Raw genomic sequence first — 15,302 nt, forward strand, 5'->3', positions numbered from 1 at the left:
TTATTTTACAAACAGCTAGAATCAAAAAATATTCAACAGTAGCGCTCTATTACATTCATTTACCTGTAACAAAGATTGCAAGCTAGTAACACGATCACACAAAACGGGTTTTGACATTCACAAATGTCAAAAACACATGTCCTTCAAAAACAACAGCTTTATCGTAGCAGCAACCTTAATAATACGCTCTCTGTACACGACAAATTTCACAGAACTCTTATCCTATCAGGCATCTGCCTTCTTAAAATTGCCAGAATTTCCTTAAACTCTTCTTTTTTCCCAAAACCAATTAAACGCTGAATCGCCATTTGAACATAGTCTAAACCATAGCGAAATAAACTCATTGAGAGTCGTCCATGCTTCTTTATTTTTATCGCTTTTTTTTGATCATGTTGCCATTCACCCGTTAAGTAGCACCAACAGAAGCTTATAGCTAAGACCGCAATCAATTTTTTCACTCGTCTAGGGTCTGTCAAGCGCGTATTTTCAAGATTGAATCCTCGTCCTTTGAGACAACTGAATAAGGTTTCAATTTCCCAGCGTAATGCATAATCCTGAATAGCATTGGCATTAAACTGAGGAGAAACGACGAGTAAAAGCTCTCCATTTTCTAACTGTAGTGCACTCATATATAGTTTCACCCGACCAACCAAAATCCGTCGTTTACGACATTCAATTTGACCAAGTTGAAGATGGCGAAATAAATCACTAATTTTATGATTCTTCCCTAAATGATTGGTGAAAATGAAGTTTTTTTAACACGAATGCAGAAGTTGATGTCTTGTTCAATTAACCATGTAAACCACTGCTCACCGATAAACTCTCTGTCTGCGAACACATTCACAATACGGTCTTTACCAAAAATGGATATAAAGCGTTGAATCAAAGCAATCCGCTCTTTCGTATCTGAATTTCCACGTTTATTAAGCAATGTCCAAACGATAGGTATCGCTATTCCACGATAAACGATCGCAAGCATCAGGATATTAATATTTCGTTTTCCCCATTTCCAATTGGTTCTATCTAAAGTCAGTTGCACTTTGTCGAATGAAAACATATTGAAAATCAACTGAGAAATTTGACGATAATCAAAATACTGACCTGCAAAGAAGCGCTGCATACGTCGATAAAATGATTGTGGTAAGCACTTGATGGGCAAGGCTTTAGATGCAGAAGAAAGATTACATGTTTGCTTTAAAATGATCACAAGCATGATGAGCGCAAAGCACTTTAAATGTGACTTGTTCCATTTTAGAGATTTGTTTAAGATAAGATATAACTCATTGAGATGTGTCATAGTATTCGTCGTTAGAAAACAATTATTGTGACATTATTTCAATGAGTTATCTATTTTTGTCGTGTACAGAGTAATACGCTCTATAAAAACGAATAGCTAATTTGGACATGGAGTCCCAGAATGAAAAAAACATTGCTTTGTGTAGCAACATCTATTGCTGCCTTGCCTATGCTCACACATGCAGATTCACCTTATTTTAGTCTACAAGATGGAGATGGATTTAAACGCTTTTCTGTATCGGTCGGTGCTTTACATGTCATGCCACAAGGTAAAGCTCAACCTTTCCGAGTTAACACATCGGTTAAAGAAAGCGAAACTGCAAAAGTTGGAGATATCAAAGCACAAACGGTGCTCGACAATATCAAGCCAGGAAGTAGCGTCAATCCTCTCTTAAAGGCTACTCTTGATGGGCTAGCTTTAATTAATGCTGATGTCCCCTCAGCACTAAGTGGGACTGCTGAAATACGTGGCCTCAGTCAATGGGACAACCCAGGCACAGGTTTAGAAGCCGATGATGTCACCACATTGGGCATCATGACCAATTACTTTTTTACCGACAATATTTCTTTTGAAATGAAAGCAGGGATTCCACCAAAAGTCGATTTACAAGGTAAAGGAAAAATTTATGCGCCTTTTTCAGCAACTGCAACACCTATGGGCGGAGCTTTAGGAAATTTAGAACTTGAAAATGATATTTTCATTACCGATTTGGAAGCACACGGCCCTGCGGCATCTGCACGTGCATGGACACCTGCTTTCGAGTTCCAATATCACTTTGGTAAAACAGGGGTAAATAAATTCCGCCCCTATATCGGTGTTGGAATGATGTATGCCTACTTTAATGAGCTGGAAATTAACCCACAAACTGAAAAAGACTTGATTGCAGCAGGTCATATGATTGCCAATATTAAAGAAGGAAATGCTGGCGCATCACTTGAAGGGAAAAAAAGTTCAGCCAATCCCAAAGTTAAGCTAGAAGCAACTGATGCCTTCGCGCCTATTGCAACCGTCGGTTTCACCTATGACTTTAATGATAAATGGTTTGCTGTCGGTTCCGTGTCCTATGCTCATCTTAAAAATGAAACCACGATTACCGTCAAAGATGCTACGCACGGTGAACTGATTAAATCCACAGCCGATATTGAAATTAACCCTATTCTAGCGTATGCAGGTGTCGGCTACCGGTTCTAAGCCTTAAAAGAACTACAAAAAAGACGACACCAAGTCGTCTTTTTTCATGAATATTCATTGTTTTTATTGATCAAATAGTCAATTTTTTATCATCGCTTTCAGCAAATAATTCACTTAATATAGCGAACTCTAAGCTCATTTTTTGGTTGAAATATGTCAGAAACTCATTTTTCCAAACCGCTGATTTACATGCTCATTGGAAGTGCAATAATTCTGGCATTATCACTGGGTGTCCGACATGGCTTTGGACTCTACCTTGTGCCTATGAGTGATGAGTTTGGCTGGGGACATAATGTTTTTAGTCTAGCGATTGCGATGCAAAACCTGATTTGGGGCGCTGCGCAACCCTTTACAGGCGCATTAGCAGATAAATATGGCTCTAAAATTGTGGTTGCCGTCGGTGGTGTGTTGTATACCATTGGTTTGCTGCTCATGGCAGTCAGCTCTACGGGTTGGTTACTCAACTTAAGTGTCGGTCTTATTTTGGGCCTAGCATTATCTGCGACCTCTTTTTCTGTATTGTTATCCGCGGTGGGTCGTGCTGCACCGCCTGAAAAACGTAGCCTTGCTATGGGCATTGCCAGTGCAGCGGGTTCTTTTGGGCAGTTCATTATGCTGCCGTCAACCTTACTGCTGTTACAAAACTTTGGCTGGTCTGCGGCGTTGGTCGTTAGTGCACTTTTAATTGCGATGATTATTCCACTGGCTTGGATGCTCAAAGCTCCCGCCTTTGTTGTACCGAATGCGTCAACCAATCAAGTTCAGCTCAGTTTTAAAGATATTTTAGTCATTGCGAAAAACCATAAACCATTTTGGTTCCTATCACTTGGTTTTTTGGTCTGTGGCTTCCAAGTGGTCTTTATAGGTATCCATTTACCTGGCTATTTGATTGACCAGGGTTTTAATGCAACTACAGGAACTGTTTTCTTAGCGCTGGTCGGTTTATTTAATATCGTTGGCACCTACACTGCTGGTTGGCTAGGTGGGAAATATTCTAAACCAAAGTTACTGATGGGCTTATATGGGCTCAGAGGCATTGCAATTATTGCCTTTTTAATGCTCCCGCTCAGCACATTCACCATCTATAGCTTTGGTGTGGTGATGGGTTTATTATGGTTATCTACAGTACCTTTGACCAACGGTATTGTAGCCAATATGTTTGGTATTAAGTACCTCAGCATGCTGAGCGGGATCGTGTTCTTTACCCATCAAGTTGGTTCATTTTTCGGTGGATGGCTAGGTGGTGTGAACCATGACGTGACAGGTAATTATGACTTGATTTGGCTGTTTTCTATTATTCTGAGTGTTTTTGGCGTACTGGTACATTTCTTTGTCGATGAAAAGGCGGTTGTCCATGACTAATTCATTTTTATGGCTCAAATGCGGTATCGGCATTAGTATTATTGCTTTGTTTACTCTGGCGATTAGCCTTTGGCTGAATACGCCTGACCTGTTTGAGTATTTTAATCAGGCATTTTGCGCACATTAAATCTGCATATTTTGAGCTATATATTTCATTATAAAAAAAGCAATATAATCAGCATCTTAGTATTTTTTAAATTTTTTCATAAGTTTAGAACTTCTTTTAATTTTAAGATTACAAGTATTTTGATTACATTTTCTCTAGCCCCCATATCTAGAGAAAATAATCAAAATGACCGCATTAACCCAACTTTCACAAGCGATTCATGATGCCCCGCGTTGGCATCAACCTGAACAATTTCAAAATCCAGAAGAAATACAAATTATCCCACTGGCGGAAGAAGCCTTAGGTGCTGTGGTTTTTGGTTTAGATGCCCGTAAAGCCCAAGCAGGAGAAACCATTTATCGCTTAAAACAAGCTTTGGCCGAACATCTGATTTTAATTTTTAAGAACCAAACTCTGGATGATCTGCAATATTTAGCATTTGCCAGCTATTTTGGTTCTATTTTCCGTCCAAGTGCAGACAATCCTGTGCTGGCTAGTCAGTCTGACACTGGTGTTCCACCCGATGTGGTTCCTGTTTCCAATGCGGTCGGTCAAGGCGACTATACTGGTCATGGCGAACTCACCCCACATGCCGATCACCAGTGGATACCGCTTCCCTCTTTTGGCTCTCTGCTCTATGCCCTTGAGCTTCCTCAAGACGGCGGACAAACCTCTTGGTTCAATACCATCAAAGCCTATGATGCACTTCCCGATGACGTCAAAAAGCAGATCGACCAGCTACAGCTGATTACTTATAACCCATTCGTCCGTGCGCAAAGTAATACAGGCAATACGGGTTATGGAGACAGCCCTTATTATCGCTTTAAAGATCAACCCATTTTAGGTCATGCCTATCCTCATCCCTTAGTCCGCACACATCCAGAATCTGGGCGTAAAGCGCTTTGGCTCAATACTCGTTCGGAAGTTGAATTGCTCAATGTCGATGATACGGCAGGCAGTGAACTGATTGCTGCACTTCGTGCGCACATCCTGAAATCTGAGTTCCGCTATGAACATCATTGGGAAACTGGAGATATTGTCTTTTGGGACAATCAGGCGACACTACATTCACGTCGTCCCTTTCCTGTCGATCAACGTCGCTTACTAAAGCGTATTAGTCTTGCAGGTGGGCGTCCGTACTAGGCGATAAATAAAATGAATGATTTATTGGTATGACACCAAAATGTCACGATTGTTTTAGATAATCTGTTAAAAAACCAATAAAAAAGCCCATCAAACAATGTACGACTGATCAGTAAAGGCATTTCAATAGAATGCATTTACTGTTGGGCTATTCTCAACGGAGTCTTACTGTTCAAATCGAATTTTTGGAGTTCTTTCTGTTCTTTTGTTTAGCCAAAAGAAAATGCCAGTCCGTTTCTTAACTGACTGGCATTACAACTTTTAAGTTGGCTTTTCTGGCTCTATGACTTAAGCATTGCGTTTCGCAAAATCATCCATAAAGTTCACTAGCGCTTGCACGCCTTCTAGAGGAACCGCGTTATAAATACTTGCGCGCATCCCACCAACTGAGCGGTGACCTGCAAGGTTCAACAAATGGTTTTCTTCAGCTTCTTTGAGGAAAAGTTTCTCCAAATCTGGATTCGCCAAAGTAAACGGCACATTCATAATTGAACGGTTTTGCACAGCAATTGGGTTCGCATAAAAATCGCTTGCATCGATATAACCATAAAGTAGTTTCGCCTTTTCAAGGTTCACTTTATGAATCGCTTCAACACCGCCTTGTTCAAGCAACCATTCAAATACCAGACCGGATAAGTACCATGCATAGGTCGATGGTGTATTGACCATCGAATCATTCTTTGCTTGCGAAGCGTATTTCAAGATGCTTGGAATTTCAGGTTTGGCTTGATCTAGCAGATCTTCACGAACAATAACCAAGGTTAAACCCGCTGGGCCAATGTTCTTTTGCGCGCCTGCATAGATGATACCAAATTTAGTGACATCAACAGGTGCAGACAAAATACTTGAAGACAGATCTGCAACCAATGGCGCATTGGTTTCTGGAATAGCCGCAAACTGAAGACCACCAATCGTTTCATTGTCTACATAATGCACATAAGCCGCATCTTGAGATAAGTTCCAAGTGCTTGAGTCTGCAATGGCAAGTTTTCCATCAATTTGCGTACCCGCTTCAATGACGTTGATATCGCCATAGCGCTGCGCTTCTTTCAGTGCTTTCTCAGACCAAATTCCAGTATGGATATAGTCCGCTTTGCTGTTTTTACCCAACAAATTTAAAGGAATCGCGGAGAACTGAAGTGAAGCACCACCTTGAAGGAACAAGACTTTATAGTTCTCTGGAATGTTCATGAGTTTACGTAAATCTGCTTCTGCTTTTTCAGCCACAGCAACATAGTCTTTACTACGGTGACTCATTTCCATGATGGAAAGACCCTTGCCTTGCCAATCAAGCATTTCAGCTTGTGCTTTTTCTAAAACGGCAGTAGGTAATGCAGCAGGACCAGCACAGAAGTTGTACGCGCGCATGATTTTTCCTTTCAAAGTGAAACACAATAAAATGATGGCATTTAACCACAGATAGCCAGTGCTTGCAGTAAATTCAACTGAAAATATTTCAATGTAATCTCACCTTTACAGTCAAAAACTCAATCAAGATCAACGATCCAGTTTGAACTCAGCACTGCTCAATCAATTACAGCAGCGCTTTCCGATTCACCAAAGCTCAAACGAAAGCATTCCCTTTGCTTAAAAATGTCGCTAATCTATTGATATACATTTGCAAATTAAACAATTCAGTAACTGAGTCGGCATTCAGCACAGTTAGATTATGCGTATAATGTGCAAAAACATAGAAAAGAGTCGTGCTCATGCCACAAAGACTATTCAACATGCTTAATACACCAGCCAACAAATTCCTATTGCGTACATCACTGCCATCAATCTTGTCATTAAGCATGTTCGGCCTCAGTCTCGTAATCAGCTCGACAACTTTTGCTGCATCCATCAGCTATCAACAAGCTGAGCAAAGTGTGTTACAAGACTCGTATAGCACACAGGCCACACAAGCCTTACAACAAGCCTCAAAACTAGAAGCTGAAGCGGTCAAAGGTTTGGGGCTACCCCGTATCGATCTGAACGTACGTGCTTATGCTTTTCATAATGAGCTCGATGTGCCTCTGGGTGCACTCAAAAATAATTTAGAACACACACTGACTGATGGCGTAGCCACGAAAATTGATGAGTGGCAAAACACCTATCCAAATGTGGGCGATTTAAGTGGTTTAGAGCAAGGTATTGATCAAACCATCCACAAAGGTGTCGGGCTTATTCCGAATAGCTCGCAAATTACCTTAGAAGATCAAGTCATACGCCCGACGATTTCTGTAATGATGCCGCTTTATACAGGTGGGTTAACCTCAAGTGCAAAACAAGTCGCCAATATCAAAGCAAAACGTAGCGAACTCAATACAAAACAACAGCAAGACCTACAACGCTTTGAGCTGATTCAAGCCTATTTCAATGTTCAACTGCAAAAACAGTTACTCGCGTCTAGCCAATATAATTGGCATGCGATGCAAAAACACTATGACAATGCACTTAAACTTGAACAACAGGGCTTTATTAGTAAAGGCCAGCGCATGCAATTTGAAGTGGCAAAAAACAATGCACAACGCAATGAGCAAGCCAGTCAGGCCAATTTAAAAGCCAGTTTATTTCAACTGAATAACCTTTTACAAAGCAGCCAAATTACTGAACTCACCACACCACTCTTTATTAACAGTAGCCAAAACCAAGATCTGAATACCCTACTCAGGTCATATGCAGATCAATCGGCTTTAGTACAAAAACTGCAAATGGACACTCAACTGGCACAAGCCAATGTCACAGCACAAAATGCCGCTAAGAAACCACATATTTTTGCCTTTGGTGAATACAGTCTGGACGATAAAAATAACTGGATCGTTGGCTTAGCCGCACAGTACAATCTGTTCTCAGGCATTGATAAAAACAAAAATGTCCAAGCAGCAGAGTTACAACGCTACGCTTCTGAACTGATGACAGCACGTACCAAACAAGAAATTGAAAATGTGATTTATAAATCGTATAGCGAAGCCACCACAGCGCAGCAAAGTGATCTGTTATTACAGCAAAATATAAAAGCAGCGCAAGAAAATTTACGTATACAAGAACTGTCCTTTAAAGAAGATATGGGAACAGCGACACAAGTGATCGATGCACAAAATATGCTGAGCGCTTTAAAAGCAGAAACAGCACTAAATGCCTATAAATATGTCATGTCACTGGCGACGCTTCTACAAAGTCATGGTTCGATCCATCAGTTCCAAACCTATCTTCTGCAACCCAATACGCGATTTATTCGTTAATTCTTTGATGAGAGCCATTTAATGAATCAAGATCAAAACCAATCTGATCCGCAAAAACCTGAAAAACAACAAGATCAAGCGGTGCCATCAACAGAGGAATTAACCACAAATGATACTCAAGAGCAGGCACAGACTGAGAGCGAACAGACTGAGCCAGCATCAGTCAATACGAACACCGAGCAAAAGTCCAAAGTGATCAAGCTAATTGGGGGCCTTGCTCTTATTATTCTATTCATCGTGATTGCTTTTGGACTGTGGAAGGCCTATCAACCGAAAACGGTTGAAATCCAAGGTCGGGTTGAGGCAGAAACGATCCATGTCAGTACCAAAGTACCGAGTCGAATTGATGAGATTTATGTCCATGACGGACAAAAGATCAGCAAAAATCAAGAACTCGTTCGACTGTATAGCCCAGAAGTCGATGCCAAAAAACAGCAAGCACTGGCCAGCTTACAGGCTGCTTTAGCACTCCAGTCCACCGCTGACCGTGGTTCTCAGGAAGAAAATATTGCGAGTTTATACGCCAACTGGCAAGCACTGAAAGCACAGCAAACTTTGGCACAGACCACCTATCAACGTGGTGCAAACTTGTACCAACAAGGTGTCATCTCGCGACAACGTCGCGATGAAATGCATGCTGCGGCGCCATCAGCTGCTCAAATGACAGAAGCCGCATATCAACAATATGCTCGGGCTGAACGTGGCAGCACTCCACAGCAAAAAAGTTCAGCAGATGCGCAAGTGCAAATTGCAAAAGCAGCTGTTGCTGAAGTCAATGCACTTGAAGCTGAAACCAAACTACTCTCACCTATTGACGGTACCGTGTCTAAAACCTATGGCAAACCCTCTGAATTGGTAGCGATGGGGGTACCGATTGTCAGTATTATTCAAGATCGCGAGCTTTGGGTATCACTGAATATTCGTGAAGACCAATACGCCAACATCTATCAGGCAAAACAAATTGAAGGCTTTATTCCAGCCTTAAATCTACATACCAACTTTAATATTAAGAATATTGATGCCGAAGGCGAATTTGCCACCATTAAAACCACACGCCAAACAGGAGGCTATGACATTCGTAGCTTTAAAGTTCATTTAACGCCTGCGCAAGCCATTCCAGACCTAAAAGTTGGCATGAGTGTGTTGTTTAAAGTCAAAGAGAGCAAATAATGCTAAGCGGGCTACTGCGGGAACTGAACTATTTACTGAAGCATAAGTGGGATCTATGTTTAGTCACGCTTGCCCCACTGTTTATTATCGTGCTGTTTTCCAGCATGTTTGCCCAAGGTAAACCTGAACATTTGCCTATTGCGATTATTGATCAGGATCAAAGCGAGCTAAGCCAAAACATACAGCGCTACTTGAGACTCAACCATACTTTAGATGTCGCCATCGTCAGTGATCAAAATACCGAAGTTGAAAAGCTGCTGAACCAAACCAAAGTTTGGGGTTACGTCAGTATTCCCAATGGCGCCGAACAACGTTTTGTTCAAGCTAAAGATGCTGAAATCAGCATTGCCTATAACCAAAGTTACTTTAGTGTGGGGAACACCATTTCATCAGCTATGTTACTCAGCACAGTTGAAGCCATGGCAGACTATGCTGGTGAAAGCTATTTAGAAAATACTATTCCTTATTTAGATGTACCTACACCACACGTTAAAATTTCGACCTTATACAACCCAAATTTGAGTTATGAGTTCTATTTAGAACCCTTTATGATTCCTGCGATTTTGCATTTACTACTCTGCTGCTGTGTCGCATTTTCAGTCGGTCAAGAATTTAAGTTTCATACAGCGCAAAATTGGCTAAACAACCAATCTGCTTTTAAAGCCATCCTCACGAAAAACCTGACCTATGTACTTATTTTTAGCTTATGGACATGGGCGTGGATGTTTTGGCTGATTGAGATTCGCGGTTGGTTTGTTGCAGGTCAACTTTGGTTGATCATGTTGGCACAGCTTTTATTTTATAGCGCCTATGCCTTGATCAGTAGCACCATTGTTTTAGCCACCAACAACTTATCCAAAACCTTTGGTTTAATTGCTGTGTATGGCGGCTCATCACTCAGTTTTGCAGGAGTGACTCTCCCCTTAAATAATGCACCACTGTTTACCAAATTTTGGGCCAATATTATCCCTTACACACCCTATGCCAAACTACAAACTGAACAATGGGTCATTGGTAGCCCAATCAGTTCATCGCTGTTACCTTTACTCATTCTTATTCTCTATGTGGTCTTTTACGCTGTGACCTCTGTCCTGTTCCTCAAAAAACGAATCAAAGGAGCAGTGTCATGAAGTCATTTTTGCACTATTACCTCAAGACATTTAAAGACATTTTCGCCAATCAGTCGATTTTAACCACGCTCATCCTCTCGGTAATTTTCTATAGTGTTTTCTATCCGACTGCCTACAAAGCACAGCAAGCAGAAGCTTTGCCGATTGTAATTGTGGATGAAGAACAAAGTATCGTGACCAATAACATCATTCAGCAAGTTTCGCTCAGTCCAAATGTTGAAGTGAAAGCTGTGACGGGCAATTTCCTCGATGCTGAAAATATGATTAAACAACAGCAAGCCGATGGTATTTTGCTCTTACCCGAAAATCTTTCCAATAGTCTTCGGCATGGCGAAGTCGGTGGGATTGGGCTCTATCTCAGCGCGTCAAACTTCTTAAAAACCAAGCAAATTGGACTAGGTCTCGCTACCTCAATTGAAAATGCTGTACGCGAGCACGTGGAAAAATTTGGCAATATTTCGCACTTTTCTCCAACTATTTCCATTCATCAAACGCCGCTTTTTAACACCATGTCGGGTTATGGCAGTTATATTTTCCCCGCCATTGCTCCGCTGATTATTCATCAAACCATCGTGCTCGGTTTAGGGATGTTATTGGCCGGATACCGCGAACAGAAATGGCGACCAACGACGACAGAATTTTTTGCGATTTTTTGCGCCATTCTGACCATTGGTATGCTCGGTTGTTTATATTTATTTGGCTTTATTTATTGGTTAAATGACTACCCACATGGGGGAAATTTTAGTGGCATGTTACTGGCCGTGCCGATTTTTATAGGCTGTATCGTGGCTTTAGGCATGTTGATTTCAACATTTTTCGATATGCCTGAGCGTGCAGGACATGTCATTGTATTTACCTCTATTCCGCTATTTCTACTTTCAGGAACAGCATGGCCACACGCCGCAATGCCCGCTTGGATGCAATACTTGGGCAATGTTTTGCCATCGACCCAAGGGATTCAAATGTTTATTCAACTGAACCAAATGGGTGTACCAACTACACTTATTCTGCCGAAACTACTCTATCTCTTTGTGTTTGGTATAGCGTGCGCAGCATTTGCTTATTGGCGTCTCAAGCATCGCTAAATTTTAGAACCTATTGATAACAATCCTACCAATTTAATCCGTTGAAGCCCCATAAAGTTTGACATCAAAGCTGCGAATTTTTGTGCTTCCGCCGGCTTTATCAAAACCAACATCGTATTGAACTAGGTTTTTATTGCTATAAGCATACTCATAGGTAACTGCATACAAACTTGGTTTTTCCGTCGATTTTTCAATGTGTTTCGATACAATTTTTTGAGTCGTTATGGCTTGTTTAGGAATCGATTTTGCAAATTTTCGCATGTCTTTTTCATGAGTTTTAAATTTACGCTGTAACTCTGGCTCAAAATAAGTATATAGCTGCGGAAAATCGCCCTGAGTAAAGGCTTGATAAGCCTGCTGAGCTGCTTTCTCTTGAGCAGGACTCGGATTTGGGATCGAATCCAATGCCTGTTGTCCCAATTTATCACACGCTGTTAAAGCCAACGCGCAACTCAAAACCAGTAATTTTGCTTTCATAAAATCTTATCCACCACTCGGTCATCGCCAATATGAAAAAGGACGCCGAAGCGCCCTTTTCTTTTTCATTCAGTTAGTCTTCGTTCGATGTATTGGTATCTGTTGTATTTTCAGATGCATCTACATTTACTTCGTCAACCACAGTTTCTTCAGTTGTTTCCATAGAAGCATCTAAAATATCATCTTCGACTTCAACTGCTTCAACAGCAACGACACCGACCAAGATTTCTTCGTTACCTAAACGAATCAGACGTACACCTTGTGCATTACGACCCGTTCTAGCAACCTCAGAGGCACGAGTACGAACTAAAGTACCGCCATCAGAAATCAACATCAGCTCTTTAGATTCATCAATGGCAACCGCACCTACCAACTCACCGTTACGTTCAGATGTTTTGATGGCAATAACACCTTTACCACCACGTTTCTTGGTTGGGAAGTCGTCTACTGGCGTACGTTTACCATAACCATTTGCAGAAGCACACAGTACTTCGCCAGTTTCAGGCACAACAACTAATGAAACAATACGGCTTGCCACATTTAAATCAGAAGATTCTTCATCATCTGAATCTGTGTCGGTTTCAACATCATCTTCGGTCTGGGCTGCAGCTAAAGTGACACGCATACCACGTACCCCTTTTGCAGTTCGTCCCATCACACGTGCATCAGTTTCAGAGAAGCGGATTGCTTTACCTTCATTTGAGAACAACATAATTTGCTGTTCGCCATCGGTGATTGCAACACCAATCAAGGTATCTTCTTCTTTTAGCTCAATCGCACGTAAGCCATTTGAACGAACATTACTAAATTGCTCTAATTCAACACGCTTGACTGTACCAGATGCTGTTGCCATAAATACAAAGAAATTCTTCCGCATTTTCTCTGCAAGATCAGCAAATTCAACAACTGTTTCATTGTCCAAATCTGTTGTTGAAAGCTCAACACCCAATTCTTTCAATTGCTTACGTAATGCATCAGAGAGTTCATCAGCATCTTCTGCCAACTCATCGAATGAAGCTTTTAACGCTTCATAATGCGCGTCGATAATACTATTTTCACGTAATGTCGCGACATTGCTACGCACAAAGTTTTTGAACTCAGCTAAGCGTTCTTTAAATTTCTTCGGCGCATCAATCACAGGAAGAATTGCTGTGATTGTCTCATCGGCATCCAGTGGCAATAAGTTCACCATTGGGCGACCTTTCGAACCACGCGATGCTTGAGGCACTTCAAACACTCTCAGGCGATAGACTTTACCAACATTGGTAAAGCACAACACTGTGGCATGGTTAGATGTCACAATCAGATGCTGGATGTAGTCATCTTCTTTCATCGAGGTCGCAGATTTACCACGTCCACCACGACGCTGCGCAGCATAGTCTGAAAGTGGTTGAGTTTTCGCATAACCTGTTTTTGAAACAGTCAGTACCACTTGCTCTTCAGGAATTAAATCTTCACGAGAGAAGTCAATACGAGACTCAACAATTGCGGTACGACGCGCATCGCCGTATTGTTGCAAAATTAAAGCTAATTCTTCTTTAATCACTGCCATCAATAAATTGAAGTCATTTAAAATCGCTGTGAGTTCAGTAATTTGACCTAAAATTTCAGTATATTCAGCTTGTAACTTATCTTGTTCAAGACCCGTTAAACGGTGCAAACGAAGTTCAAGAATCGCACCAACTTGTGCAGGCGATAAACGATATATCTGACCATCTAAACCAAACGGACGACTTGGGTCTTCACCTTCAATTTCGTCGGGACGTACAGAAACAGAACCTGCTTTTTCAAGCAGTGCAATTACATTCCCAGCTGCCCACTCACCTGCTTGTAAACGCTCACGCGCCTCAGCTGGGTTTGCAGAAGTTTTAATGGTTTCAATGATCGCATCAATATTTGCTAATGCTACCGTCAAACCTTCTAAAATATGGCCGCGCTCACGTGCTTTGCGCAATTCAAACATGGTACGACGCGTCACTACTTCTTGGCGGTGACGAATAAATGCCGCAACAATGTCTTTCAAGTTCATTAACTTTGGCTGGCCGTTGTCTAAGCACACCATGTTAATGCTAAAAGAGTTTTCCAACTGCGTGTTTTGGAATAAGTTATTTACCACAACTTCAGCGTTTTCACCACGCTTTAAGTCAATGGCAATACGCATCCCGTCTTTGTCAGATTCGTCACGTAGTTCAGAAATACCTTCCAGTTTTTTCTCTTTCACCAACTCAGCAATACGTTCAATGGTTTTCGCTTTGTTGACTTGATATGGAATTTCTGTGAAAACGATCGTGGTGCGACCTGTTTTTTGGTCTTCTTCAAAGTGGTATTTACCACGAATATGCAAACGACCTTTACCCGTACGGTAAGCATCAACAATGCCCGCTTTACCGTAAATAATGCCACCAGTAGGAAAGTCTGGACCCGAAATATATTCCATCAATCCTTCAATTGAAATATTTGGGTTTTCAGCATAGGCCAAACAAGCGTTCACTACTTCAGTCATGTTGTGCGGCGCCATATTGGTCGCCATACCCACAGCAATACCTGTAGTACCGTTAATCAGTAAGTTAGGAATACGCGTTGGCATCACTTGCGGAATGCGTTCAGAACCGTCGTAGTTATCTTCCCAATCCACCGTATCTTTTTCAAGATCGGCAAGGATTTCATGAGTCAACTTACGCATACGAACTTCGGTATAACGCATTGCAGCTGCGCTATCGCCATCAACCGAACCAAAGTTCCCCTGACCATCAACCAATTGATAACGCAAGCTAAAGTCTTGAGCCATACGAACAATGGTTTCATAAACAGCATAATCACCGTGTGGGTGATATTTACCGATCACATCACCAACCACGCGGGCAGACTTTTTATAAGCTTTGTTGTAGTCATTACCCAATTCGTGCATTGCATAAAGCACACGACGATGAACAGGTTTTAGACCATCTCGAACATCTGGCAAAGCACGAGAAACAATCACGCTCATTGCATAGTCAAGATACGAGTTCTTGAGTTCATCCTCAATCGCAATCGGTCTGATTTCCGATACGCTCATGCATACTCCTTATTCTACAAACGTAAAACCGCTTGCATTTATATGTCGTAAAACTTGCA

The 15,302-nt window shown here is 41.5% G+C and carries 12 protein-coding genes; 8 read left to right on the forward strand and 4 right to left on the reverse strand.

Annotation, left to right across the window (positions count from 1 at the left end; genetic code table 11):
• Positions 1–206: 206 nt before the first annotated feature.
• A protein-coding gene (locus tag MN200_RS11270) for an IS4 family transposase (protein ID WP_242759393.1) occupies positions 207–1,297 on the reverse strand; the annotation gives its coding sequence in 2 pieces (ribosomal slippage) (positions 207–757 and positions 757–1,297; 1,092 coding nt in all).
• 120 nt (positions 1,298–1,417) lie between these two features.
• Between MN200_RS11270 and MN200_RS11275 the strand changes: the two genes are divergently transcribed.
• The 4 genes from MN200_RS11275 (at position 1,418) to MN200_RS11285 (ending at position 5,099) form a co-directional block, all read left to right on the forward strand.
• Positions 1,418–2,488: an OmpW family outer membrane protein gene (locus MN200_RS11275; RefSeq protein ID WP_111810498.1), complete on the forward strand. Its 1,071-nt coding sequence runs from the start codon at positions 1,418–1,420 to the stop codon at positions 2,486–2,488.
• A 153-nt stretch (positions 2,489–2,641) separates the two neighbouring features.
• Positions 2,642–3,850, forward strand: coding sequence for an MFS transporter (locus MN200_RS11280; RefSeq protein ID WP_242759395.1), 1,209 nt, complete (start codon positions 2,642–2,644; stop codon positions 3,848–3,850).
• A complete protein-coding gene (locus MN200_RS16665; protein ID WP_278189325.1) occupies positions 3,843–3,977 on the forward strand; it encodes a hypothetical protein in 135 nt (44 codons plus the stop codon). The genes MN200_RS11280 and MN200_RS16665 overlap by 8 nt, the downstream gene beginning before the upstream one ends.
• A gap of 165 nt (positions 3,978–4,142) precedes the next feature.
• Positions 4,143–5,099 (forward strand): TauD/TfdA family dioxygenase, encoded by a 957-nt coding sequence (locus tag MN200_RS11285; RefSeq protein WP_242759397.1) that lies wholly within the window; start codon positions 4,143–4,145, stop codon positions 5,097–5,099.
• A gap of 288 nt (positions 5,100–5,387) precedes the next feature.
• On the opposite strand, the gene serC is transcribed toward MN200_RS11285, so the two are convergent.
• Positions 5,388–6,467, reverse strand: a complete 1,080-nt coding sequence (gene serC, locus MN200_RS11290) for a 3-phosphoserine/phosphohydroxythreonine transaminase (protein WP_004982544.1) — start codon at positions 6,465–6,467, stop codon at positions 5,388–5,390.
• Positions 6,468–6,895: 428 nt separating this feature from the next.
• Between serC and MN200_RS11295 the strand changes: the two genes are divergently transcribed.
• Genes MN200_RS11295 through MN200_RS11310 form a run of 4 tightly spaced genes read left to right on the forward strand, consistent with a single transcriptional unit; the run spans position 6,896 to position 11,711 of the window.
• The gene (locus MN200_RS11295) at positions 6,896–8,326 is read left to right on the forward strand and encodes a TolC family protein (protein ID WP_242760528.1); all 1,431 of its coding nucleotides are present in this window, start codon (positions 6,896–6,898) and stop codon (positions 8,324–8,326) included.
• A gap of 21 nt (positions 8,327–8,347) precedes the next feature.
• Positions 8,348–9,496: an efflux RND transporter periplasmic adaptor subunit gene (locus tag MN200_RS11300; protein WP_242759399.1), complete on the forward strand. Its 1,149-nt coding sequence runs from the start codon at positions 8,348–8,350 to the stop codon at positions 9,494–9,496.
• Positions 9,496–10,626 carry an ABC transporter permease gene (locus tag MN200_RS11305; RefSeq protein WP_242759402.1) on the forward strand — a complete coding sequence of 377 codons (1,131 nt, stop codon included), beginning with the start codon at positions 9,496–9,498 and terminating at the stop codon, positions 10,624–10,626. Before MN200_RS11300 ends, MN200_RS11305 begins: the two co-directional genes overlap by 1 nt.
• Positions 10,623–11,711, forward strand: coding sequence for an ABC transporter permease (locus tag MN200_RS11310; protein ID WP_058870015.1), 1,089 nt, complete (start codon positions 10,623–10,625; stop codon positions 11,709–11,711). The genes MN200_RS11305 and MN200_RS11310 overlap by 4 nt, the downstream gene beginning before the upstream one ends.
• A gap of 33 nt (positions 11,712–11,744) precedes the next feature.
• Here the strand turns inward: MN200_RS11310 and MN200_RS11315 are convergent, their stop codons facing one another.
• Complete coding sequence (locus tag MN200_RS11315) at positions 11,745–12,188, reverse strand: hypothetical protein (RefSeq protein WP_004982555.1); 444 nt, start codon at positions 12,186–12,188, stop codon at positions 11,745–11,747.
• 73 nt (positions 12,189–12,261) lie between these two features.
• Positions 12,262–15,243: a DNA gyrase subunit A gene (gene gyrA, locus MN200_RS11320; RefSeq protein ID WP_242759404.1), complete on the reverse strand. Its 2,982-nt coding sequence runs from the start codon at positions 15,241–15,243 to the stop codon at positions 12,262–12,264.
• Positions 15,244–15,302: the final 59 nt, after the last annotated feature.

This window comes from Acinetobacter sp. LUNF3, assembly GCF_022699605.1.
GTDB lineage: Bacteria > Pseudomonadota > Gammaproteobacteria > Pseudomonadales > Moraxellaceae > Acinetobacter > Acinetobacter johnsonii.

Coding starts and splice junctions, on each gene's coding strand:
- gyrA (WP_242759404.1), bottom strand. CDS start 15,243: ATGAGCGTATCGGAAATCAGACCGATTGCGATTGAGGATGAACTCAAG.
- MN200_RS11275 (WP_111810498.1), top strand. CDS start 1,418: ATGAAAAAAACATTGCTTTGTGTAGCAACATCTATTGCTGCCTTGCCT.
- MN200_RS11285 (WP_242759397.1), top strand. CDS start 4,143: ATGACCGCATTAACCCAACTTTCACAAGCGATTCATGATGCCCCGCGT.
- MN200_RS11295 (WP_242760528.1), top strand. CDS start 6,896: ATGTTCGGCCTCAGTCTCGTAATCAGCTCGACAACTTTTGCTGCATCC.
- MN200_RS11280 (WP_242759395.1), top strand. CDS start 2,642: ATGTCAGAAACTCATTTTTCCAAACCGCTGATTTACATGCTCATTGGA.
- serC (WP_004982544.1), bottom strand. CDS start 6,467: ATGCGCGCGTACAACTTCTGTGCTGGTCCTGCTGCATTACCTACTGCC.
- MN200_RS11300 (WP_242759399.1), top strand. CDS start 8,348: ATGAATCAAGATCAAAACCAATCTGATCCGCAAAAACCTGAAAAACAA.
- MN200_RS11315 (WP_004982555.1), bottom strand. CDS start 12,188: ATGAAAGCAAAATTACTGGTTTTGAGTTGCGCGTTGGCTTTAACAGCG.
- MN200_RS11305 (WP_242759402.1), top strand. CDS start 9,496: ATGCTAAGCGGGCTACTGCGGGAACTGAACTATTTACTGAAGCATAAG.
- MN200_RS11310 (WP_058870015.1), top strand. CDS start 10,623: ATGAAGTCATTTTTGCACTATTACCTCAAGACATTTAAAGACATTTTC.
- MN200_RS16665 (WP_278189325.1), top strand. CDS start 3,843: ATGACTAATTCATTTTTATGGCTCAAATGCGGTATCGGCATTAGTATT.